We start from the raw sequence: 21,850 nt of genomic DNA, 5'->3' as shown, positions 1-21,850 counted from the left end.
GGCCAGAGCACACGTCATCGCGTCAGCATATGCCTGCTGGCCGGCAGGAGCCCCTCATAACGTGGAACTTCGGTCCATCAGTCCTCGTTAACTGCCCACCCCACGCCCTGAACAATCACTGAACCCTTTTCGCCCCCCCCTGCCTAAGCATTACAACCAAGGGGGTGATGTATGGAACTCAAACAAATCTGGGACGTGCTGGCGAACATTATGGATGCGCCGCTGGTGTGGATTTCGCTCGTGACGCTGCTCATTCTGGCGGTGCTTTGGGCGGTGACGCGTGTGATCAAAAGCGAAGGCAACCGTGAGAGCAAGGGGCTATGGATCCTCGTGCTGGTGTTCATCCCGGTTTTCGGGCTGTTGGCGTGGCTCGTCGCTGGGCCTAAAGTCCGATCCGGCTCTGATGCCGTCAGTCAGCGCCATTAACGGTCAAGGCTCGATTGGCGCGGGCCAATCGACTTTGTGATACCCAGGAAACCGGCCATTGGAGCCGGTTTTTTTTGTGCTCGTTTTTAAATGGATATTGACCAGACGGCCAAATTCCGCAAAAAAAGACGTGAGGTTTGGTATATTCCGGCGACGTTAAACCGCCATATCGTCTGGCGCGGCACTGACCTGGAAGGGAGTCGGCATGGGTCTTACCAAAGAAAACCAACAACTTCAGGATGCTCTTGTCTCTGCGGCCCACCTGCTCAGGTGGTCTACGGCCAACATGCTCAAAGATGCCAACAGCCTCGCGGATGCAGGGAAATCCGCCGAATCCGAAGCGCTGGTGCAACTTTCGGCCAACTATCAGGAAGCCGAGGCCAGTCTGATGAGTTACGCCTCCGAGATTCGGGCGGGCCTTATCAACCGGAAAAGCAGCGTCTGAATTGACGGCATTGGCTGCGTACAGCGTCTTGTACCAGCCAACTCACTCACTGACATCAACTCCCCGCACACCTCCTGGCTGCCCTGCCCTCGCCACGCCCCAGTCCCGTCTACACTTTCGCTCTGCACAGAATAACGGACAACAAGAGGGCCGCGTCATGAAAGGCATGCTCAGGTGCGTCGGATTGTCGTCAGCGCTGTTTGCGACAACGGTTTTCGCCCATCACGGCTGGAGTGAATACGACTCCAGCAACGCCTTGCAGCTACAAGGGACGATCGAAGCGTCGGGTTATCAGCATCCCCATGGGTTTGTGCGGCTGAAAACCGCCGATAAAATCTGGACCGTGGTATTGGCACCGCCATCGCGCATGGAGAACCGGGGTTTGACTCAGGACATGCTCAAGACCGGCAGTCAGGCAAGCGTGATGGGTTACCAGAATCGCAGCAAGCCTGATGAGTTAAGGGCAGAACGCATCACTGTTGGCGACAAGACCATCGAGTTGCGCTGATGCAAACCGTTCAGGCCCGCGCGGGGGCGGACAGTTGGCTGGACCGGCTGGACGCATCGCCACTGGGTTCGGCCATGCGCAGTGACCTGTGGTTGTATCCGCTGACCGAAGTCGTCCACATCGTTGGCTTTTGCGTATTGGTCGGTTCAGTCGTGATGTTCGACCTGCGGGTGCTCGGGTTGTCGCGGGAGATCGCGGTGACGGCGCTGGCCCGTCACTTGTTGAGGTTTGCCGTGGCCGCCCTGCTGTTGATCGTACCGGCCGGTCTGATGATGTTTTCAGCACACCCTCACGATTTCGCCGGTAACAACATTTTTCTCCTGAAGCTGGGTTTGATCGCGACCGCAGGGGTTAATGCAGCGCTGTTCCACGTGGGTACCTATCGCTCCGTTGCACACTGGAACACAGGCGTTGCGGCACCGGCGATTGCGCAGATTCAGGCGGTGCTTTCAATCGGGTTGTGGCTTGGCGTCGTGCTGTGTGGTCGGCTATTGGCTTATACGTAAGCGCGTCCAATGTTCCCGACTCGCCCCGAAAAACCAGGACACTTTTGTAAACTCAGTGGCGAATAAAAACAATCTAAATGGATTAGCGTCAACTCATTAACGTTTCGTATGAATCGCTTTAGCCACCCAAAAAGACTTTTATCGACCATTCGTCAACTTTTCGGAACAGCGCTCAAAGTTCGGGGCTCCCTTTACTGTGGACAATAATATGTCCACCGACAGCCGTACTGGCTCAATGAGATGAGGAACCGAACCATGTTTATTCACAATAAGCGTCTGCAATACACCGTCCGTGTCGCGCGACCTGATCCGGGGTTGGCCAATCTTCTTCTGGAGCAGTTTGGTGGCGCTCAGGGCGAACTGGCAGCGGCCGCCCGTTACTTCACTCAAGCGCTGGCAGAAGAAGATGCAGGTCGTAAAGATTTGCTGATGGACATTGCCACCGAAGAACTCAGCCACCTGGAAATCATTGGCTCGATTATCTGCATGCTGAACCGCGGCGGCAAAGGTCAGCTGGCTGAAGGCGTGCAGCAAGAAGGCGAACTGTATCGGGCCATCAATGGTGCGGGTAACGACTCCCACATCACCAGCCTGCTCTATGGCGGCGGTGCGCCCCTGACCAACTCGGCTGGCGTGCCATGGACTGCCGCGTATGTCGACACCATCGGCGAGCCGACCGCGGATTTCCGCTCCAATATCGCTGCGGAAGCTCGGGCCAAGATTGTTTATGAGCGCCTGATGAATGTCACTGATGACCCAGGCATCAAGGAAGCATTGGGCTTTTTGATGACCCGGGAAATTGCTCACCAGAAGTCGTTCGAGAAAGCATTGCACTCGATCCAGCCGAACTTCCCACAAGGCAAACTGCCTGGCATGCCGGAGTTCGCCAACGTGTATTACAACATGTCTGCGGGCGATCCCAACCTGCGCGGTCCCTGGAATGAAGGTGACGAGTGGGAATATGTCGAGTCGCCAGAACCGGCTGTAGGCGGTGGTGACGGTCTGGCATCGGTCGAACTGTCGACAGATGACGAAGCCGTGCTGTTAACCATGAAAGAACGTACCAAGTCCGATCCTCAGGCCGATCCTGTGACGGGTGCGGATCTGGGTTCGGGTTACGCGCAAGGTAAAGACCTTTAAGGCCTATCGCTAACGTCTTTAATGACTGATCGAGATTGATAGAAAGGAGATAGACGATGTATGTGTCTGAAGATGACGCTCGACCGGCCTATGACGAGGCGCTTAATGAACGGCTGACGGGCGCGGCGACGTTTGAATCAACCGTGAAACGTTTTGATATTCAGGCTCGGGATATCAGACGGGGTTTTCAGGTTAATCAGGCTATCCGCTCATTTCGGGTGGCGGGCATTGCCGTTGCATTGACGAGCCTCAAGGCGAACCATAACTATGCGTCGCTGGCTCATCCATCAGGAAAGTCAAAAAAATCGTGACAATAGAAGGTAAGTTGCTCAATAAAGAGCAAGCCTGCTAGCAGGCTTGCTCGCTTTGGCTGAAGTTAGATATCCAGACAAATCTTGCCGAAGTGTTGATTGGTTTCCTGATAACGGAACGCTTCAACAATATCGCTCATGGGAAAATGGCGATCAATGATCGGGCGCATGCCATTGGCGTTAATCGCACGAATCATGTCTTGCTGTTGAGTGCGGCTGCCCACCAGTACGCCCTGCAAACGCAATTGCTTGACCAATGCAGGCACAAACGAAAGCTGCCCGGCGACACCGGTCAGAATACCAATCACCGAAATATGCCCGCCTACTCGCGCAGCAATCATCGATTGCTCCAGTGTCGAGGGCCCGCCCACTTCGATGACGTGATCCACACCCCGGCCACCGGTCAAGGCGCGTGCGGTCTCACCCCATTGAGTGTCCTTGCGATAGTTGATCAGGTGATCGGCACCCATGGCTTTCAAGCGGCTGAGCTTCTCGTCGCTGGAAGATGTGGCGATAACCGTAGCGCCCGCCATCTTGGCAAACTGCAAAGCGAAGATCGATACGCCGCCGGTGCCCTGAATCAACACGGTATCGCCAGGCTTGAGTGAATCGTCGGCCATCAAGGCGCGCCAGGCAGTCAAACCCGCCGTGGTGAGCGTCGCGGCCTCGGCATGGCTGTAGCCGACAGGGGCCAGGGTGAACGAGGTAGCCCGTGCGGTTACTTGCTCCCGCGCGTAACCGTCGATGCCGTCACCGGGCACGCTGACAAAGCCTTCAACCAATGGCGTGCCGTCGATCCAGTCCGGGAAAAACGTGCTGACGACCGAATCACCCACCTTGAACTCACTGACGCCTTCGCCCACGGCAATGACTTCGCCAGCGCCATCGGCCATGGGAATGCGCGCCTCGCTAGGGCCCCACATGCCGCTGACAACCGCGAAGTCATGGTAGTTCAGGGAGTTGGCCCGCAACCGCACGCTGATTTCGCCCGCCTGCGGCGCCCGCACTTCGCTGTCGCCAATGGTGACCCGCTCGTAACCGCCACCTGCTTGTACGTAAATGGTTTTGTTGCTCATGGTGTGATCCTCAACTAATGAAACCAGGAATGTTTATGTGAGCGGACTCGCTCCAAATGGTTCTATTCGATTCATCATTCCGCATAATGACGAAATGTATGGCTAAAAATCAGAGTTCGTTTTTCAGTCGTGCGGCGAATTGGTCGATGGCCGATTCGTCACGTCGAAAGTAGGTCCATTTACCGATTCGTGTTGCCTGAAGCAGCCCCGCCCTTTGCAAAATCGCCAGGTGCGCCGACGCCGAGGACGGCGACAGGCTGGCCTTGCGCTGGATATGCGACATGCACACGCCAATCGCCGGATCACCGTGGTCCTGGGGAGGGAAATGGGCTTGCGGATCTTTGAGCCACTCCATGATGGTCATGCGAGTGTCATTACCGACCGCTTTGAGCTGTTCAAGAATCATGTCGTGAACATTACGCCTTTTTACGAAATGTTCAAGCGCAAATATCGAACCGCTTTATTTCCAACCCATCAGTAGGGAAAAGTGTTCGCGCCAGGCCCAAGCACCGTTATGCTCAGGGTTTTCCGGCAAGGATGCATTAAATGAAAGTGGCAGGTCTGTTTGTACTGTGTCTGGCTTTGAGCGGCTGTGGCAGCATCAATACGGTGGTACGCGGGGATGACGTCACCAGCCGCGAACTGACTCGAGAAAAGTCCTATTGCACCACCGTACCGCGTGTTTACAGCGGGGTTTATTACGACTTCTGTCTGCTCAACGCGCCGGCTCCGGAGTCTGAAAAAACACGCCAGTCCGGGTACAACATGCCGGGTTTGCTGCTCGACGCCGCAGTCTGTGTCGTACTGGACACCGTTGCCCTGCCCTACACGGTTTATCGGCAAAGCCGGGACGGCAGTATCGAGATAACCCGGCTGAGCTGGAAGCCAGAGAGTTGAAGCCCTGCGCTACAACAACAATCCCTCACGATTACGATCGCCAGAAGTGAGCACCTCTGCATGAAAACCCTTAAGTACAGCGCAGTTGCGACCCTGTTGTGTAGCGTTTCCGGCTTTGCTCTGGCCGAAGCGCCATCGGCGTCTCATCTGGACAAGGTTCTGCAAACCGGACAAATGTCGGTGTGCACCACCGGCGATTACAAGCCGTATACCTTCCTGCGCGAAGACGGTGAGTACGAAGGGATCGATATCGAAATGGCTCGTTCGCTGGCGCAAAGCCTCGGCGTGACAATCCAGTGGGTGCCCACCACCTGGAAAACCCTGATGCCGGACATGATCGCAGGCAAGTGCGACATCGGCATGGGCGGTATTTCAGTGACCCTTGAGCGTCAGAAGAAAGCGTCCTTCAGCAACACGCTGGATATCGACGGCAAGATCCCGCTGACCCGGTGCGAAGACCAGGCGCTGTATCAAACCATTGAGCAGATCAATAAACCCACCGTGCGCCTGGTCGAACCAGCGGGCGGCACCAACGAGGCCTTTGTGCGCGCGTACTTGCCCAAGGCGCAACTGGCGTTTCACGATAACAAGACGATCTTTCAGGAGCTGCTGGATAAAAAGGCTGACGTGATGATCACCGACGCTTCCGAGGCCTTGTACCAGCAAAAACGCATGCCCGGGCTTTGCGCGATCAATCCGGCGCAGTACATGCAGTATGGGGAGAAAGCGTACCTGTTGCCTCGGGATGACACGACCTGGAAGGGCTTTGTGGATCAATGGCTGCATCTGAGCAAGGCCACCGGTACGTATCAGACGGTGGTCGGGCACTGGCTGGCGGTGCCTGGGCAATAAGGTTGCGGTGATTGCGCTGTACCACTGAAATTGTTGTTCACCTCGTGGGACCGGCTTCAGCCGGGAAGAGGCCAGGGCATTCGCTGCATCTGCATCGCCTGAAAATCCCCCTTCCCGGCTAAAGCCGGTCCCACGGTGTCAGGAACGCCAATCGTCCAGACAATACGATTGCGACGTGTGGTCGGCCGAACACAGGCATTGCGCAGTGAGAAAACCCGGCATGAATGCCGGGTTAGCCGCACGAAGCTATTGAGCAGCTCAAATCAAACCTTGACGATCCAGCCCTGAGGCGCTTCAACGTCACCGGACTGAACGCCCGTCAGCTCAGCGTACAGCTTGCGAGTGACCGGGCCGACTTCGGTTTCGCTGTAGAACACATGCAACTTGTCCTTGTAGGAAATCCCGCCAATTGGGGTGATGACCGCAGCAGTACCACACGCACCGGCTTCCTTGAAGTCTGCGATCTGGTCGATGAACACGTCGCCTTCCACGACTTTCAGGCCCAGACGGCTTTGCGCCAGTTCGATCAGCGACAGGCGGGTAATACCCGGCAATACCGATGGAGACTTGGGCGTGACAAATACGTCGTCCTGAGTAATGGCAAAGAAGTTGGCCGAACCCACTTCTTCGATCTTCGAATGGGTTTGCGGGTCCAGGTAGATGCAGTCGGCAAAGTGGTTTTTCTTGGCTTCAGAGCCCGGCATCAGGCTGGCGGCGTAGTTGCCGCCGACTTTCGCCGCGCCGGTGCCGTTGGGGGCTGCGCGGTCGTAACCGGAAATCACGAAATTGTTCGGCTTCAGGCCGCCCTTGAAGTAGGCGCCAACCGGAATACAGAAGATCGAAAAGATAAATTCGGGGGCGGTACGCACGCCGATGTTGTCACCCACACCGATCACGAACGGCCGCAGGTAAAGCGCGCCGCCGGAACCGTAGGGCGGGATGAAGCGCTCGTTGGCCTTGACGACTTTTTTGCAGGCTTCGATGAACACGTCAGTTGGGACGTGGGGCATCAACAGACGCGAGCAACTGCGCTGCATGCGCAGGGCGTTCTGATCAGGACGGAACAGGTTGATCGAACCGTCCTTGCAGCGATAAGCCTTGAGGCCTTCAAAGCATTGCTGTCCATAATGCAGCGCCGTGGACCCTTCACTGATGTGCAAGACATTGTCTTCGGTCAGTGTGCCTTCGTCCCAGGCGCCATCACGCCAGTGAGAGAGGTAGCGCATATCAGTTTTGATGTAATCGAAACCCAGTTTGTCCCAATTGATACTTTCGTGACTCATAACGCCCTCTGTCATTAGCAGCTGCCTGGACGAATCAGGCCAAGCCCGTATTCTGCCAGATCATCCGCACGCTGAGGCTTCAAATCCACATAAACCTTGCCGCGATGTTCATGGGGACGGCAGCACCGAATTTTCATCCGGCGAATCGGCCTTCGACAGGCAGCGAGTGAACAGGCGATGCAGGGGAAGATCCCGCTGGCTACGGCGCATCAAGAGCACCACTTCGCGATGGAAGGTCAGGTCGCCCAAGGGGATGACGCGCAGCTTTACGTCTCGCTCCAGCCACAGACCGGCCCGGGGAATAAGTGATACCCCCAGGCCGCTTTCGACGAATTTGACGATGGCGTCCAGCTCATCCAGTTCCAGCGCGACGCGCACCTCGATCCGCTGTTCACGCAGAAACCGGGTGACCTGTCGGCCGCCGAACGAAGAACGGTCGTAGCGCACCTGAGGCTGTTCGGCCAGTAACGTCAGGGGGTCATCGCCGTCGACATCCAGTGGGACGATCAAAACAAAAGGCTCGGTCTCCAGAACCTGAACGCAAAGCTCCTTGGGCAGCTCGAAGGGCGGCTGGATCAGGATGGCAATATCCAGGTCCCCGGCATCCACCTGACTGAGCAAATCCAGAGACACGCCCGGCACCAGCTTCGCGTCTACCGCGGGTGCGGCACGACGCAGGCGTAGCAGGGCCTGCGGCAGAAAACCGGTCTGGGCGCTGGCGATGGCGCCGATCCTCATTTCGCCACGGTACTCATCGGGATCTTGCGGGATCGACATCTGGCTGAACAACTCGAACATTTCCCGTGCCAGAGGCAAGGCGCGGATGCCAGCCGCGTTGAGGGTTGCCTGACGGCCGGTGCGGTCGAACAGTCGCACACCCAGCGCCTGCTCCAGATTCTTGATCTGGGAGCTGACCGCCGATTGAGTCAAACCTATGTGCATGCCAGCGGCGGCGAACGTGCCATGCCGTGCAACGGCAACAAATGTTCTCAGTTCTCGCAGCATGAACGCCTCGGTTGATCGAAATTATTTGAGCTGAGCAGCGAATATATCCGCTTTGTATAAATTTCTTTCTATCTAAAATAAACCGTTCTCCTAATAACAGGATCTTCCCGTGAGCCTTTCTCCCTTTCATCTGGCAATTCCGGTTTATGACCTGGCTGCCGCCCGACACTTCTATAGCGATGTCTTTGGTTTCGCCGAAGGTCGCTCCAGCGAGCATTGGGTGGATTACGATTTCTACGGGCATCAACTGGTGATCCACGAACACCCCAAGACCGCTTCCCAGGAGTCCGCTCATACCAACGCCGTGGACGGGCATGATGTTCCCGTCCCACATTTTGGGGTCGTATTAAGCTGGGAAGACTGGGAGGTGCTGGCAGAGCGCTTGCGTTCGCAAGGCATCCCGTTCGTGATCGAACCTTATGTGCGCTTCAAGGGCCAGGTGGGTGAGCAGGCGACGATGTTCCTGTTTGATCCGTGCGGCAATGCGCTGGAGTTCAAGGCGTTCAAGGACATCGGACAGTTGTTTGCGAAGTAGTCCGCTGTCCGTGAGATGAGGTCTTACCGAGGGGCATTGAATTCGGGCAGGCCGCGGACCCTGCGCCGGGTTGCCTGCCTTGCTGATAAGCCCGTTTTCGGAATGGGGCTTATCCGTTGCGCTGGCGGACATACTCCAGAAAGGCGTCGAGGTCAGAGCCACTCAGCAGGCGGGCCACGGATTTGACCTCTTCCATCGGCCAGTCCCACCACGCTGTCTGCAGCAGCAACTCCCGCACCTCTTCTTCGAAGCGCCAGCGGATGAACTTGCACGGGTTGCCGCCAACCACCGCAAACGGTGCGACGTCCCGAGTCACAACGGCGCCTGCAGCGACGATGGCGCCGTGCCCAATCGTCACGCCGGAAAGTATCATCGCATCGGTGCAAATCCAGCAGTCGCTGCCAATCACCACGTCGCCCTTGCTGGGCGAGTAGTCCTTGATGTCTTCCAGACCACTCATCATGGCCGGGAATGGATAAGTGGTGAGCCAGTCGGTGCGATGCTCCCCGCCGAGGAGAATTCGCACACCACCGGCAATGGAGGTATAGGAGCCCACTTGCAAAACAGTGTCGTCGCCAAATTCGAACACTTCAGGGATGCCGTAGGTGCCCACCCCGATGGAGTAACGCGGGTATTCCAGCCTGATTTTTTCCGGAGCTCGTTCCAGCTTGTCCATCCTGCGCAAGCGTTTACGGGTGGTTCTCTTTTTCAACAGGTCGAGGAGTTTCATAACTATCTGCAAATGAAGTAACGGGGGAATCGAACCAGTAGCGTTTAACTGTTTTGGCGGTGCAGGAGAAAACGCTTGAAGCGACGGAAGGTCGTCATGTTGAAGTGCCGCATGGGGATCGAGCGCAACAGGCTCCAGGCATGTTTTTTATCGGTGACTACGGCGTATTTAAGTGCCTTGTTAAGAATGGCCGTGCGGCCGCTCTGATAGGCGGAATGCGCGAGATAGGGCGCTATGGTCTGTAGATCGGCATCCAGCAGCACTTTGTATTTGCGCGAAAGGTTGTTGGGATGGCGTCGATAACGGGTCACGCTGACGGGCAGGACGTCAATGCCATAACCCAGGTGGGCAATTTTCAAGGTCATCTGGAAATCCTGAACCCTGATATCGGGATCGTAGAGGCCCGCAGCCTTCAGGGCGTCCATCCGATACAACGACACCGGCGCGCCCACCACGATGGCGTCACTGAGTATCTCGTCGAAATCGAAGTGTTTGATTTCCTTCAACTTCTGGAACTTGGTGTTATTGCCTTCGCTGTCCATGTAGATGATCAGCGCGCCCACGCAGCCCACATGGGGATGTTTGTCCAGATACTCAGCGCGGATACGCACTGAGGATGGCAGCATGATGTCGTCCAGGTCTGGCGTGGAGACGTACACGCCTTTTGCATACTTGAGGCCGTGATTGAGTGCAGCGCTCACGCCTTGATTCGCTTGCCGGTAGAGCTGGAACGGATAACGGGCCTGGAGCGCCTCTAACATTGCGTAACTGTTATCGGTCGAACCGTCATCGACAACAATGACCTCAAAATTTCCATAATCCTGCGCGAAGATACTGGCCATCGCGTCTTCGAGGAATTTTTCGGCGTTGTAACAAGGGGCAATAATCGATACGAGCGGCGGCGTATCCATTGCCTTTTTTTGTTCTGAAATATTTTCGTCGGTCATAAATTCAATTTCGAAGCCTTTCGATGGCGCGGTCCTACAGACCAGACACCAGTTACCTACAAAACGGATACATCATGCTGCAAATAACCCCCCTTTGTCATGGTTTGAATCCCTCGGTTACTGGAAAACAGTGTCCTGTTGTCTCCATTCAGGTGTCATAACCGCTGGGGTTCACTGCCTCATCACCCCCGGCCTGGAAGGCCACAGGGTGCACTCCCCCGGTTGCGCCATAAAAAAACCCCGTTCCTCAACCGAGCAACGGGGTTTTATCGTTCAGGCGGGCCTGGAATCAGAAGGCGTAAGTCACCAACAACTCTTTGGTTACCTGAAAGTCCAGCGACATCATCACGCTCAAGGCACTGATGGTGAAGATGGAGAAGACGAACAGCTTGCGTGCCCAGACGATGTCATCCACCGCCTTGTAGCCTTTCCAGGCCATGTACAGCCAGTACATGCCCATGGCCGCCGCAACCGCCATGTAGTTGAGGCCAGCGTAACCGCCGACGGTCAACATCAGGGTGGCGACCAGGAACGCCAGGATGTACATCAGGATGTGGCGCTTGGCGACCAGAATACCGCGCTCGACCGGCAGGACCGGAATCTTGGCGGCCAGGTAGTCATTGAAACGGAAGATCGCAATGGCGTACGAGTGCGGCATCTGCCACAGGCTGAACATCACCAGCAGCGTCAGGGCCGCAAAGTCGAAGCTGTTGCTGACCGCGACGTAACCGATCACCGGAGGCATGGCCCCCGAGAGACTGCCCACCAGGGTGCCGTGCACCGATTTGCGCTTCAGGTACAGGCTATAAAAGCCGACATAAATCACAAAGCCGATGACCGCAAACAACGCCGCCAGCGGGTTGGCCCTGGTATACAGCAGGCCAACACCGACAACCCCCAGGACGGTCGCGTAGAGCAAGGCCAGTTTCAAGGAAACCAGACCTTGCACCAGAACGCGGTTCTTGGTGCGCTCCATCTTCACGTCAATGTCACGGTCGATGCAGTTATTGAACACGCAACCGGACGCGACAACCAGCGAAGTGCCGATGACTGCGGCCAGAAACAGGCCAAAGTCGATCTGCCCTTTGGAAGCCAGAAAGAAGCCACCTGCCACCGAAAGCACGTTACCGAAAATGATCCCCGGTTTGGTGATTTGGATAAAGTGCTTAAGGGACATTCAGGTTTCCTCAGTGCGCCATCATGACGGTGTGGATGCTGAACATGATCCACAACGAGAGACCAACCAACAGGACAATGACCAACCCGGCAAAAGCAAAGGAGATCACGTTGTTGCGCTGCGCTGCCGAGCGATCCAGGTGCAGGAAATACACCAGGTGAACGAAGACCTGGACAATTGCAAACACCAGAATGGTCCACAACGTCGCGGTCTTGGACATGACCGGGTTCATCACCAGCCAGAACGGAATACCCGTCAGGATGACCGACAGAACAAAGCCGATAACGTAAGACCTGACGCTGCCGTGACCGGCTTCTTCAGCGTGGATATGTGCGTTAGCCATCAGAGGACTCCCATCAGATAAACAACGGTGAAGACGCAGATCCAGACCACGTCCAGGAAGTGCCAGAACAGGCTCAGGCAGCTCAGGCGTGTGGCGTTGGTCGCTGTCAGGCCGCGAGTCTTGACCTGATACATCATGATGCCCATCCAGATCAGACCGCTCGTCACGTGCAGGCCGTGCAGGCCAACCAGCGCGAAGAAGCCCGACAGGAAGCCGCTACGGTTAGGACCGAAGCCTTCGGAGATCAGCTTGTGGAACTCGAAGATCTCCATGCCGATAAAGCCGGCACCGAACAGGAAGGTCAGGGCTAACCAGCCCAGCACCTGATTCTTCTTGCCCTTGTGCAGCCCAAGCATGGCAAAGCCATAAGTGATACTACTGAACAGCAGGAAAGCAGTTTCGACCAGCACGAACGGCAGTTCGAAGATGTCGTGGCCCGAAGGCCCGCCAGCCACGTTACCGACCAGCACTGCGTAGGTCGCGAAAAAGGAGGCGAACAACACGCAGTCGGTCATCAGGTAGAGCCAGAAACCGTAGACGGTCATGGCTCCTGCGTCGTGGTGATCATGCCCGTGGTCGTGACCGTGGGCATCTCCCGGATTCAATACTAAGTTCGACATGTTTAAACCTGTTCCAGTGTGGAATTGACAGGAGTGTATGCGCCGTTAGCCACGAGGACTTTGTGCTGCTCACCTTCGATACGTGCAACGTCTGCGGCCGGAACATGGTAGCCCTGGTCGTCACGTGCGGCGTGAATCACGAAGGAAGCGATGGTCCCCACCAGGCTGGCGATCGCCAACCACCAGATGTGCCAGATCATGGCAAATCCGAACACCGTCAACAGCAGACCCATCACCACGCCAGTGGCGGTGTTGTTAGGCATGTGAATGTCGGAGTAGTGAGCCGGTACGGCGTACGCCGTGCCCGCACGCTTGTTCGCGGTGAATGCATCGATCTCGTTGGCTTTCGGCAGTTCAGCAAAGTTGTAGAACGGCGGTGGCGACGAAGTGGACCATTCCAGGGTGTGGCCATTCCAAGGGTCACCGGTCACGTCCATGTTCTGCTTGCGATCACGGATACTGACGTACAGCTGGATCAACTGGCAGGCAATACCACAAGCGATCAGCATCGCGCCCCAGAAGGCGATGTGCAGATACAGGTTCCACTCAGGGTTATCGGTGCTGTTCAAACGACGGGTCATGCCCAGGAAGCCCAGGAAGTACAGCGGCATGAACGCAACGAAGAAGCCGGTGATCCAGAAACCGAAGGCAGCCTTGCCCCAGTTTTCGTTCAGCTTGAAGCCAAACGCTTTAGGGAACCAGAACGCAAAGCCAGCGATGTAACCGAAGACCGCACCGCCGATGATGACGTTGTGGAAGTGAGCGATAACGAACAGGCTGTTGTGCAGCACGAAGTCAGCACCCGGGATTGCCAACAGAACGCCGGTCATGCCGCCGATCGAGAAGGTAATCATGAAGCCCAGGGTCCAGAGAACCGGCGCGGTGAAGCGCAGACGGCCCTGGTAGATCGTGAACAGCCAGTTGAACAGCTTCACACCCGTCGGAATCGCAATGAGCATCGTCGCCAGCCCGAAGAAGGCGTTGACGTTGGCACCCGAACCCATGGTGAAGAAGTGGTGCAGCCAGACCATGAAGCCCAGCACGGTGATCCCGCCGCTGGCGAAGATCATCGACTTGTGACCGAACAGACGTTTACCGGAGAACGTGGAGATGACCTCGGAGAACACACCGAATGCCGGAAGCACCAGAATGTAAACCTCAGGGTGACCCCATGCCCAGAACAGGTTCACGTACATCATCGGGTTACCACCCAACTCGTTCGTGAAAATGTGGAAGTCCATGTAGCGGTCAAGCGTGAGCAGGGCCAGCGTCGCCGTCAGGATCGGGAACGAAGCCACGATCAGGATGTTGGCGAAGGTGCAGGTCCAGGTGAAGATCGGCATTTCCATCAACTTCATGCCAGGCGTACGCATTTTCAGCACGGTGACCAGGAAGTTGACACCCGTGAGTGTCGTCCCGAGTCCCGATAGCTGTAGCGCCCAGATGTAGTAATCGACCCCCACGCCCGGGCTGTAGCCCAGTTCAGACAGAGGTGGATAGGCAACCCAACCGGTACGTGCGAACTCGCCGACGCCCAGGGACAGGTTGACCAGAATCACGCCGGACACCAGCAACCAGAAGCTCAGGGAGTTCAGGAACGGGAACGCAACGTCACGGGCACCGATCTGCAACGGCACGACGATGTTCATCAGGCCGGTGAAGAATGGCATCGCCATGAAGATGATCATGATCACACCGTGAGCGGTGAAGATCTGGTCATAGTGCTCAGGAGGCAGATAGCCTTCCGAGCCGTTGGTGGCCATCGCCAGTTGAGTACGCATCATGACTGCGTCGGCAAAACCACGCAGCAGCATGACCATGGCGACGACGATGTACATCACACCGATTTTTTTATGGTCGACAGAGGTCAGCCATTCGGTCCACAGATAGGTCCACTTCTTGAAGTAGCTGATCGCCGCGATCAACGCGATGCCGCCGAGCGCGATCATCGCCAGCGTAATCATGACTATCGGTTCGTGGAACGGTATCGCGTCCAGACTTAATTTACCAAACATCGTTTACTCCTCTGCCCCAGCAGCTGAATGCTTACCCATGTCCATCCCTTCCATACCGGCATGCTCTGCCTGCTCGTGAGCGTTACCTTCCTGCTCGTGAGGGTTCGCCTTGCCTGGTTTCATACCTTCATACTTATCGATGACGATCTGGAACAGGTTCGGAGTGACCTTGGAGTAGAGCTCGACGGGATTACGTTCGCTTGGCTTGAGCAAGGCTGCGTATTCAGCCGTTTCAAGCTTTTTAGGTGAATTCTTCACGTCAGCGACCCAGGCGTCGAAGTCAGCCTGAGACGTCGAGATCGCCTTGAATTTCATGCCGGTAAAACCTGCACCGCTGTAGTTGGCGGAGATACCGTTGAATTCATGGTTCTCGTTGGCGATCAGGTGCAGCTTGGTCAGCATGCCCGCCATGGCGTACACCTGCCCGCCCAGACCTGGAATGAAGAACGAGTTCATGACCGAGTCAGAAGTGATTTTGAAATTGACCGGTGTGTTGGCCGGGAACACGATCTTGTTGACGGTCGCGATGCCCTGCTCGGGGTAGATGAATACCCACTTCCAGTCCATAGCGATCACCTCGATCGTCACCGGCTTGACGTCGGAATCGATAGGGCGATACGGATCGAGAGCGTGAGTAGACACGTAGGTGATGTAGCCCAGGACGATCAACAGGGCAAGCGGGATGCCCCATACAGCGATTTCGATCTTCGTGGAGTGCGACCAGTCAGGCGTGTACGTCGCTTTTGTGTTCGATGCGCGATATTTCCAGGCGAAGATAATGGTCATGAAAATGACCGGAATCACGACAATCAGCATCAACAGTGTGGCGGTGATAATCAGGTTTCGCTCGTCCATCCCGACCTGTCCTTTCGGATCAAGCAGAGGAACACCCTCGCAACCACTGAGCAAAAGCATGCTGAAAAGGGCCAAGAAGCCAAAAAACCTGGGGTACCTTTTTTTACTCATCTCACGACCTCTAAAAGCAAAAGCAGCTTGCGCAGTGCAATTGGTTTTCGACCGCCAACACTAAAGCCCGCCGGTGCTGGCATATTTTTGGATTGAACAGGGCCCTGTCAGGACGCATGCAAGCGTAACGACAAATCCGACGTTATCTTGAGTTTCTTGTTTGAATGGTGGCATCGGGCCTGTTTTGCAGGCCAAATCCCTTTGGCGCGGACATTTCGAGTGCAAACAGAGGGCGCAGAGCGCTGCCTTCACAGCGTGCGAAGAGACGCTTGTGGACCTCGAAACTGCTTATCACTCGTTGGACCGAAGCGGTAAGTGCGGGGATTGTAGATATGTAAGTTTTTTATGACTATGCTTTATTTAGCAACAGTTTGTTTCGGAATACGTAACAATCACCTGACAATGACAGGATTTTCACAAATAAAACGCCCCGTTTCAGCGGGGCGTCTTGCCTTACAGGCCTTGAAAACCGTGACCTTTACGGCGGTTACGCAGGATGCCGACGGGAACCAGCACCGCAGTCAGGATGAAGGCTACCAACGCCCATTGGGCCAGTGATAAACCGAGCACCGGCGGATAAGGGGTCGTGCAGAAACCGCTGACCTGAAATCCCAGCGGAAAGACCAGCGCCAGAGGCAGCCCATCGACGATCGGTTGCAGCACGTCAATGCCACAGCTCGCGGCGGGGTTGGAAAGGATGTAAACGTGACGGCCAGCGGCAAGGATCCCACCGACAGCACTCAGGGTCACCAGTGCTTCGCAGATCGTGATACTGCGGCTGCCCGGCATTGCGGCGCCAATGAAGGCAAAGATGGCGATGAGCAGCAGCGCATAGCGTTGCAGGATACACAGCGGGCATGGCGCCTCGCCCAGTACGACCTGCATGTACAAAGCACCACCGATCAGGGCCAGGCAGATGATGCCCAGCAAAACCAGAAAGCGTTTCTCGCGTCTCAGGTACAACATGTTGTCGCTCATTCACATACCTTTTGTCAGGGTGTCCATATGGATCGTTCAATCCATGCCTGGGCCCATTGGAGCTAGTCGTGGGTTCTCAACCACGAGAGTGTAAATGCACAACGGCCCGATCGCTCGGGATAATCAAGGGCACTGCCGGACAACTCAAGCCTGTACCCGCCATACGGGTGTATTTAGCGTCCAGATGGTGTTCGGCACCATGACCCACGTCAGGCAATCGTAAAAAAATCTTCATGCACAACCGGCATCAGTACTCGGCATACGGCCCCCCCCTCTGAAACGCGAAAAGCCGAATCCTTCTTATATATAGAAGGATGCGGCTTTTTGTCGCAGTGCATCCTTCTATATATAGAAGGATGCGACGCTTTGTCGCAGCTTACTCAAGAACAGAGGCTGGACCGAAGAACTCGAAGCGGCTTTGCTTTTCTGGAACACCGGCAAGCTTGAGCTGGCGTTTGATGGCCGCCATGAATCCCTTGGGACCGAGGAAGTACGCATCCAGATCGCGATCCTCTGGCAGCCATTGCTCCAGTTGGGCCTGGTCGAGCAAACCCAAGGCATCGGCCGCTGGACTGACGCCGTCGTCTTCGTCGTAGCAGTAGAAGCGCTTGAGTTGCGGATGACGGGCCGCCAGGTCATCGACCCAACCACGGAAAGCATGCACGCCACCATTGCGCGCGCAGTGGATGAAATGGATCGGACGTGACGTGGCCAGCGCGGATTCGAGCATCGCCAGGGTGGGCGTGATCCCTACCCCGCCGCTGATCAGTACCAGTGGCTTGTCACTGGTCGTGAGCACGAACTCCCCGGACGGCGTGAACACCTGAAGACTGTCACCGATCTGCACCTGATCGTGCAGATAGTTGGACACCTTGCCATGGGGCTCGCGCTTGACACTGATTCGGTACTGCCCTTCGCCGGGGACCGCTGACAGCGAATAGTTGCGACGCATCTCGATGCCGCCGATGAACAACTGCAAGCCCAGGTATTGACCGGGCGTAAACGCCAGAACCGGACCGTCGTCCGCAGGCTTGAGGTAGAACGAAGTGATTTCGTCACTTTCCACCACCTTGGCCGCCAGCTTGAATTCACGGGTCCCGCGCCAGCCGCCTGGAGCCTGGGCCTTTTCATCGTAAACGGCGCGTTCGGCACCGATCAAGATGTCCGCCAGTTGCTGATAGGCGTTACCCCAGGCTTGCAGGACCTCTTCGGTGGCAATGTCCTCACCCAGGACTTCGGCAATGGCGCGCAGCAGACAAGTGCCGACAATCGGGTAGTGCTCGGGAAGGATTTGCAGCGCAACGTGTTTATTGATGATTTTGGCGAGCAAGTCACCCAGTTGCTCCAGCTCATCAATGTGCCGGGCGTACATCAGCAGACCGTTGGCCAGTGCCTTTGGCTGGGCACCGCTGGCCTGGTGGGCCGGGTTGAACAACGGTTGTACTTGAGGATATTCCGACAGCATTTTTTGGTAGAAGTGAGTGGTCAGTGCTTCGCCGCCACTTTCGAGCAGTGGCACGGTGGCTTTGACAATGGCACGATCCGAGGCTTTCAACATGGGTACTCCAGGCACGCAGGGCTTTATTAGATGTACCTTGCTGTATCAGAATTCGTGCCACCTGGTTATCTCAATAAAATCAGTGACCTGGAGTACCAAAGGTCATAATGACAACTTCACTTGAAAGGTCATAATGACTTTAAGCAGTCCTTTTGACTATGAACGCATTACGCGTCATGACAGTGAGCTGTTCGCCTGGAGAGCCACAACGATTTCTGTGTTTTTCGCAGAAAAATCCTAAAGCGAGCGTGTCACAGGTCGATACCCTCCATAGAAAGCTGTTTGCTGCCGATTGCAGCGAGACACCTAAGGCCAGAAGGTTCATATGTCCTCCCAGAACGTCCGCGCAGACTCCCTCTCGCTGCTGTTGTTCACATTGCGCAGCGGCAAGCTGATGGCAATCAACCTGCTTAAGGTCAGCGAAATCATCCCCTGCCCCGCCCTGACCCGGCTGCCTGAATCGCACCCCCACGTCAAAGGCGTGGCAACGTTGCGTGGCGCCGCGTTGTCAGTGATCGATCTCAGTCGCGCCATTGGCGAGCAACCCCTGGTGGACCCGGACGGCGGCTGCCTGATCGTCACGGACGTGAGCCGGTCCAAGCAGGGCCTGCATGTTCAGGCCGTGAGCAAGATCATCCATTGCCTGACCACTGACATCCGCCCGCCGCCCTTTGGCGCTGGCAGCAAATCATTCATCACCGGCGTGACACAGGTTGACGGTGTGTTGGTGCAGGTGCTCGATATCGAGAAAGTCATCCACGCCATCGCACCGGCGCAGATCGTTGTCGATCCGGATGCCTTGACGATGGAAGAGGCCGAATTGCTGGCCGCCGCGCGAATCCTCGTGGTCGATGACAGTCAGGTGGCCCTGCAGCAATCGCTGATTACCCTGCGTAACCTCGGCATCGACTGCCACACGGCCCGCAGCGCCAAGGAAGCGATTGATGTGCTGCTGGAACTGCAAGGTTCGCCCGCGCAAATCAACGTAGTGGTCTCGGATATCGAAATGTCCGAGATGGACGGCTATGCGTTCACGCGAACCTTGCGCGAGACCCCCGATTTCAACGATCTTTATGTGCTCCTGCACACCTCGCTGGACAGCGCGATGAACAGCGAAAAAGCCCAGGCGGCAGGTGCCAATGCCGTACTGACCAAATTCTCGTCCCCTGAGCTGACCAAATGTTTGATCACGGCAGCACGCGCGGTTCACGCCCGTCAGCACTGATCTGGCAGAGCCTGCGCACCCGGCTTCCTGCTCAACCCATCGACCAGTCGGACCGGCATTGCTGGCTGATGCGTCGGGATCTAGGGCCTCAGGAGCGGGTCGATAACCGTGCTCACACCGCGATCCGTGAAGGTTTTTCAATCAGGGACGCGGTGCAGATCCATCAGTTGCTGACCCTGGGTTATCAAAACGGCGGCGGCAGCGTGCCGGCCTATTCAGACTGGTTGCGCGCCTTTGAAAACGATCCCGAGTTCGATCCAGCCCTCTGTTACAGCCTCTGGAATGGCCCGCAACTGGCGGGCGTCATTCAGTGCTGTACCAGCGCGTTTATCAAGGATCTGGTTGTCCATCCACGCGCTCGACGCCAGGGAGTCGGGCTGGCGCTGCTCAATCAAGCGTTCACCACGTTTAGCCTGCGCGGTGAAGGCGCGGTAGACCTCAACGTGATCGAAAATAACCTGGCCGCTCGACGACTCTATGAGAAAGCCGGGATGCGCTATGTGCAGCGTCGGGAAATGACCAGCCCCTGTCTGGCATAATTCTCACCCCGACAATGCCAATGGAAATGGACATGAAACCGTCTAGCGCGTTACTGATCGCCTTGGTCGCCTTCGTCGGCCAGGCCAATGCTTCCAGCACCGATGCCTGGAAAGCACTGGACAAGACCGTGGTGGACAGCTGCATCAAGGCCAGCCAGCTCAAAAGCGTCAAACCTTTGGGCAAGGCAGGCTTCGATGACAGCGTGGGCTATGAGGCCATGATGCTCGAAGGCCGCTACCCCCAGCCTCACATGAAAAATCAGCCGGGCACCGAGCTGTGCCTGTACAACCGCCATAGTAAAAAGGCAACGGTGACGGAGTGGAACACGCTCACCCCAACGCCGAAAAAGTAATCCCCTGCAATGATCTGCCGGCGACGCTCACCGTCGCTGGCGCACTGCTTGCGCGCCACCAGCAACACGCCACCCTCTAACACTTGGCAATCAACGCTTACCCATGGTCTTGCGCGTGCCATGCGGGGCGACGCCAGGGGTTTTGTGGTGGCCGGATTTGTTCGACTGCTGATACCAGGGCTGATCGTTCTTGGTCTGCGCGAAATCCGCAGGCTTGAACGGGAAGCTGAACGCTGGAATCGCCGCCTTCTTTTCGGTGGCCGACTCATCGACGACGGTTTCGGGAGCGGGTGTTTGGTCAGCAGAAGTCATGGAAGGCTCCAGAAATGGGGATTCGGTCGTCGAACGGCCGCGCAGCATACCTGAATCCCTCGTGACCCGCCTGTCGCCTTCCTCACCTCTCATCGGCTGACGCTATTTATAAAACAAATCCACCATCACCTCCGCTTCGAACGGCCCGGCTTTGGGGGCTGAGGTTTGCCACACCAATTCTGCGTTGAAGCCGACACTCGCGGTTTGCGTGTCCCCGAGCATATCGGCCAGATGGAACGGCTCGTTGTACCGCAGGATCGTGCCGCCCAGACCATTGACGATACGAATACCTACCCCGTTATTGGCCGCCGGAACCAGGAAATCCCCGGACACTGTTCCCGTGACGGCCCTGAAACGCGCCCCGAGGCTGAAGGGTGAATCACAGGATCGCCGGGTGGTCAGGTAAAACGGTCGGCGATCAATGACGTTGCCTACTCCCACGCGCGCAATGGCAATGGTGCCGAACTCGACAGTCTCCGGCACGACCTGTAACTGGGCGTCACACGCCACAAAGCGCAGCCCGGACAAGTTGTTGATCAGGTAACTGAACGTGTGGCCAGGCAGTGGATTGGGCCCGGAAAGGCTGTCGAGCTGGAAGAGCCGATAGTCCTGCAAGTCACTGGCTACCCCGGACGGTGGGGTCGGCCCGAATTTCTGGATGAACACCGAAAATCCCAGATTGAAAATCGCCTTGGGGCAAGCATCGATATCGGCCTCTGCCTCATGGCACACCGGCAAAAACTGACCGGTAGCGATCCGACCGCCGCTTTGCAGATAATCCACGCCGCCCAGCGTCAAGCCTGCGCGAATGCCCTGGCCGATCTGCAGATTGTCGGGGTTCAGGTAAACGAAGATTTCTTCCTGAACCCCAGGTGTACCGTCCTTGGCGCATTCGACATGGATGTCGTGACGCGGCGAACGCCAGACAATGTCGCCATCGGGCAGCGTGGCGGCAATCGCCACGCTGCTGTCCAGATCGTCGCGAATCAGCGTCTGGCCTGAGCCCTGGGTTTTGCACACCAGAGCGAAGCAGCTGGCCGGGCTCAACAACACGGCCACGAACAACAGCTGACACCAGCGAGGGCGTTGGGGAGTATTCATGG

General features: G+C 56.5%; 27 protein-coding genes. 12 read left to right on the top strand and 15 right to left on the bottom strand.

Going from position 1 to position 21,850, the window contains the following annotated elements:
* The first annotated feature begins 171 nt into the window (after positions 1-171).
* The 6 genes from ACP7B0_RS10145 (at position 172) to ACP7B0_RS10120 (ending at position 3,336) form a co-directional block, all read left to right on the top strand.
* Complete coding sequence (locus ACP7B0_RS10145) at positions 172-426, top strand: PLD nuclease N-terminal domain-containing protein (RefSeq protein ID WP_426141156.1); 255 nt, start codon at positions 172-174, stop codon at positions 424-426.
* 205 nt (positions 427-631) lie between these two features.
* Positions 632-871 (top strand): hypothetical protein, encoded by a 240-nt coding sequence (locus ACP7B0_RS10140; RefSeq protein WP_426141155.1) that lies wholly within the window; start codon positions 632-634, stop codon positions 869-871.
* A 157-nt stretch (positions 872-1,028) separates the two neighbouring features.
* On the top strand, positions 1,029-1,379 hold the full coding sequence (locus ACP7B0_RS10135) for a DUF6152 family protein (RefSeq protein WP_426141154.1): 351 nt from the start codon (positions 1,029-1,031) through the stop codon (positions 1,377-1,379).
* Entirely contained in the window at positions 1,379-1,885 is a 507-nt protein-coding gene (locus ACP7B0_RS10130) for a DUF6644 family protein (RefSeq protein WP_426141153.1), read from the top strand. The genes ACP7B0_RS10135 and ACP7B0_RS10130 overlap by 1 nt, the downstream gene beginning before the upstream one ends.
* A 255-nt stretch (positions 1,886-2,140) precedes the next feature.
* Positions 2,141-3,025 (top strand): manganese catalase family protein, encoded by an 885-nt coding sequence (locus ACP7B0_RS10125; RefSeq protein WP_426141152.1) that lies wholly within the window; start codon positions 2,141-2,143, stop codon positions 3,023-3,025.
* Between the two features lie 56 nt (positions 3,026-3,081).
* Positions 3,082-3,336 (top strand): hypothetical protein, encoded by a 255-nt coding sequence (locus tag ACP7B0_RS10120; RefSeq protein WP_426141151.1) that lies wholly within the window; start codon positions 3,082-3,084, stop codon positions 3,334-3,336.
* Positions 3,337-3,401: 65 nt separating this feature from the next.
* Here ACP7B0_RS10120 and ACP7B0_RS10115 read toward each other — a convergent pair whose 3' ends face one another.
* Positions 3,402-4,412, bottom strand: coding sequence for a zinc-dependent alcohol dehydrogenase family protein (locus ACP7B0_RS10115; protein ID WP_426141150.1), 1,011 nt, complete (start codon positions 4,410-4,412; stop codon positions 3,402-3,404).
* A gap of 109 nt (positions 4,413-4,521) precedes the next feature.
* Positions 4,522-4,818, bottom strand: a complete 297-nt coding sequence (locus ACP7B0_RS10110) for an ArsR/SmtB family transcription factor (protein ID WP_426141149.1) — start codon at positions 4,816-4,818, stop codon at positions 4,522-4,524.
* A gap of 140 nt (positions 4,819-4,958) precedes the next feature.
* Between ACP7B0_RS10110 and ACP7B0_RS10105 the strand changes: the two genes are divergently transcribed.
* On the top strand, positions 4,959-5,309 hold the full coding sequence (locus ACP7B0_RS10105; RefSeq protein ID WP_426141148.1) for a YceK/YidQ family lipoprotein: 351 nt from the start codon (positions 4,959-4,961) through the stop codon (positions 5,307-5,309).
* 60 nt (positions 5,310-5,369) lie between these two features.
* Entirely contained in the window at positions 5,370-6,161 is a 792-nt protein-coding gene (locus tag ACP7B0_RS10100; RefSeq protein WP_426141147.1) for a transporter substrate-binding domain-containing protein, read from the top strand.
* Positions 6,162-6,424: 263 nt separating this feature from the next.
* On the opposite strand, the gene ACP7B0_RS10095 is transcribed toward ACP7B0_RS10100, so the two are convergent.
* Together ACP7B0_RS10095 and ACP7B0_RS10090 are read right to left on the bottom strand one after the other, a co-directional pair.
* The gene (locus tag ACP7B0_RS10095; protein ID WP_426141146.1) at positions 6,425-7,444 is read right to left on the bottom strand and encodes a branched-chain amino acid aminotransferase; all 1,020 of its coding nucleotides are present in this window, start codon (positions 7,442-7,444) and stop codon (positions 6,425-6,427) included.
* 108 nt (positions 7,445-7,552) lie between these two features.
* Entirely contained in the window at positions 7,553-8,449 is an 897-nt protein-coding gene (locus tag ACP7B0_RS10090) for a LysR family transcriptional regulator (protein WP_426141144.1), read from the bottom strand.
* Between the two features lie 109 nt (positions 8,450-8,558).
* Here ACP7B0_RS10090 and ACP7B0_RS10085 point away from each other — a divergent pair, with 109 nt between their 5' ends.
* Entirely contained in the window at positions 8,559-8,984 is a 426-nt protein-coding gene (locus ACP7B0_RS10085; RefSeq protein ID WP_426141143.1) for a VOC family protein, read from the top strand.
* Between the two features lie 109 nt (positions 8,985-9,093).
* Here ACP7B0_RS10085 and ACP7B0_RS10080 read toward each other — a convergent pair whose 3' ends face one another.
* The 9 genes from ACP7B0_RS10080 to hmpA all read right to left on the bottom strand — a co-directional run bounded on the left by ACP7B0_RS10080 (position 9,094) and on the right by hmpA (position 18,318).
* Positions 9,094-9,714, bottom strand: a complete 621-nt coding sequence (locus tag ACP7B0_RS10080) for a CatB-related O-acetyltransferase (RefSeq protein ID WP_426141141.1) — start codon at positions 9,712-9,714, stop codon at positions 9,094-9,096.
* Between the two features lie 44 nt (positions 9,715-9,758).
* Positions 9,759-10,661 (bottom strand): glycosyltransferase family 2 protein, encoded by a 903-nt coding sequence (locus tag ACP7B0_RS10075; protein ID WP_426141140.1) that lies wholly within the window; start codon positions 10,659-10,661, stop codon positions 9,759-9,761.
* A 289-nt stretch (positions 10,662-10,950) separates the two neighbouring features.
* A complete protein-coding gene (gene cyoE / locus ACP7B0_RS10070; RefSeq protein WP_426141139.1) occupies positions 10,951-11,838 on the bottom strand; it encodes a heme o synthase in 888 nt (295 codons plus the stop codon).
* Between the two features lie 10 nt (positions 11,839-11,848).
* Positions 11,849-12,181: a cytochrome o ubiquinol oxidase subunit IV gene (gene cyoD, locus ACP7B0_RS10065; protein WP_426141138.1), complete on the bottom strand. Its 333-nt coding sequence runs from the start codon at positions 12,179-12,181 to the stop codon at positions 11,849-11,851.
* A complete protein-coding gene (locus tag ACP7B0_RS10060) occupies positions 12,181-12,801 on the bottom strand; it encodes a cytochrome o ubiquinol oxidase subunit III (protein WP_426141137.1) in 621 nt (206 codons plus the stop codon). Before ACP7B0_RS10060 ends, cyoD begins: the two co-directional genes overlap by 1 nt.
* A 2-nt stretch (positions 12,802-12,803) precedes the next feature.
* Complete coding sequence (gene cyoB, locus ACP7B0_RS10055; protein WP_426141136.1) at positions 12,804-14,816, bottom strand: cytochrome o ubiquinol oxidase subunit I; 2,013 nt, start codon at positions 14,814-14,816, stop codon at positions 12,804-12,806.
* Positions 14,817-14,819: 3 nt separating this feature from the next.
* Positions 14,820-15,782, bottom strand: coding sequence for a ubiquinol oxidase subunit II (gene cyoA / locus ACP7B0_RS10050; protein ID WP_426141135.1), 963 nt, complete (start codon positions 15,780-15,782; stop codon positions 14,820-14,822).
* Positions 15,783-16,235: 453 nt separating this feature from the next.
* Positions 16,236-16,760 carry a disulfide bond formation protein B gene (locus tag ACP7B0_RS10045; protein WP_426141134.1) on the bottom strand — a complete coding sequence of 175 codons (525 nt, stop codon included), beginning with the start codon at positions 16,758-16,760 and terminating at the stop codon, positions 16,236-16,238.
* A 376-nt stretch (positions 16,761-17,136) separates the two neighbouring features.
* Positions 17,137-18,318: an NO-inducible flavohemoprotein gene (gene hmpA, locus ACP7B0_RS10040; protein ID WP_426141132.1), complete on the bottom strand. Its 1,182-nt coding sequence runs from the start codon at positions 18,316-18,318 to the stop codon at positions 17,137-17,139.
* Between the two features lie 325 nt (positions 18,319-18,643).
* On the opposite strand from hmpA, the gene ACP7B0_RS10035 reads away from it, so the two are divergent.
* Genes ACP7B0_RS10035 through ACP7B0_RS10025 form a run of 3 tightly spaced genes read left to right on the top strand, consistent with a single transcriptional unit; the run spans position 18,644 to position 20,435 of the window.
* Positions 18,644-19,543, top strand: a complete 900-nt coding sequence (locus tag ACP7B0_RS10035; RefSeq protein WP_426141131.1) for a chemotaxis protein CheW — start codon at positions 18,644-18,646, stop codon at positions 19,541-19,543.
* On the top strand, positions 19,498-20,082 hold the full coding sequence (locus tag ACP7B0_RS10030; RefSeq protein ID WP_426141130.1) for a GNAT family N-acetyltransferase: 585 nt from the start codon (positions 19,498-19,500) through the stop codon (positions 20,080-20,082). Before ACP7B0_RS10035 ends, ACP7B0_RS10030 begins: the two co-directional genes overlap by 46 nt.
* Positions 20,083-20,114: 32 nt before the next feature.
* Positions 20,115-20,435: a hypothetical protein gene (locus ACP7B0_RS10025; RefSeq protein ID WP_426141128.1), complete on the top strand. Its 321-nt coding sequence runs from the start codon at positions 20,115-20,117 to the stop codon at positions 20,433-20,435.
* 90 nt (positions 20,436-20,525) lie between these two features.
* Here ACP7B0_RS10025 and ACP7B0_RS10020 read toward each other — a convergent pair whose 3' ends face one another.
* Together ACP7B0_RS10020 and ACP7B0_RS10015 are read right to left on the bottom strand one after the other, a co-directional pair.
* Positions 20,526-20,747, bottom strand: coding sequence for a hypothetical protein (locus tag ACP7B0_RS10020; RefSeq protein WP_426141127.1), 222 nt, complete (start codon positions 20,745-20,747; stop codon positions 20,526-20,528).
* A gap of 102 nt (positions 20,748-20,849) precedes the next feature.
* Positions 20,850-21,848 carry a fimbrial protein gene (locus tag ACP7B0_RS10015; protein ID WP_426141126.1) on the bottom strand — a complete coding sequence of 333 codons (999 nt, stop codon included), beginning with the start codon at positions 21,846-21,848 and terminating at the stop codon, positions 20,850-20,852.
* Positions 21,849-21,850 lie beyond the last annotated feature (2 nt).

Origin of the sequence: Pseudomonas sp. DWP3-1-2, assembly GCF_049896285.1 — a bacterium.
Lineage (GTDB): Bacteria > Pseudomonadota > Gammaproteobacteria > Pseudomonadales > Pseudomonadaceae > Aquipseudomonas.
The sequence above is the reverse complement of the archived record's forward strand: the minus strand, read 5'-3'. Positions and strand labels throughout refer to the sequence as shown.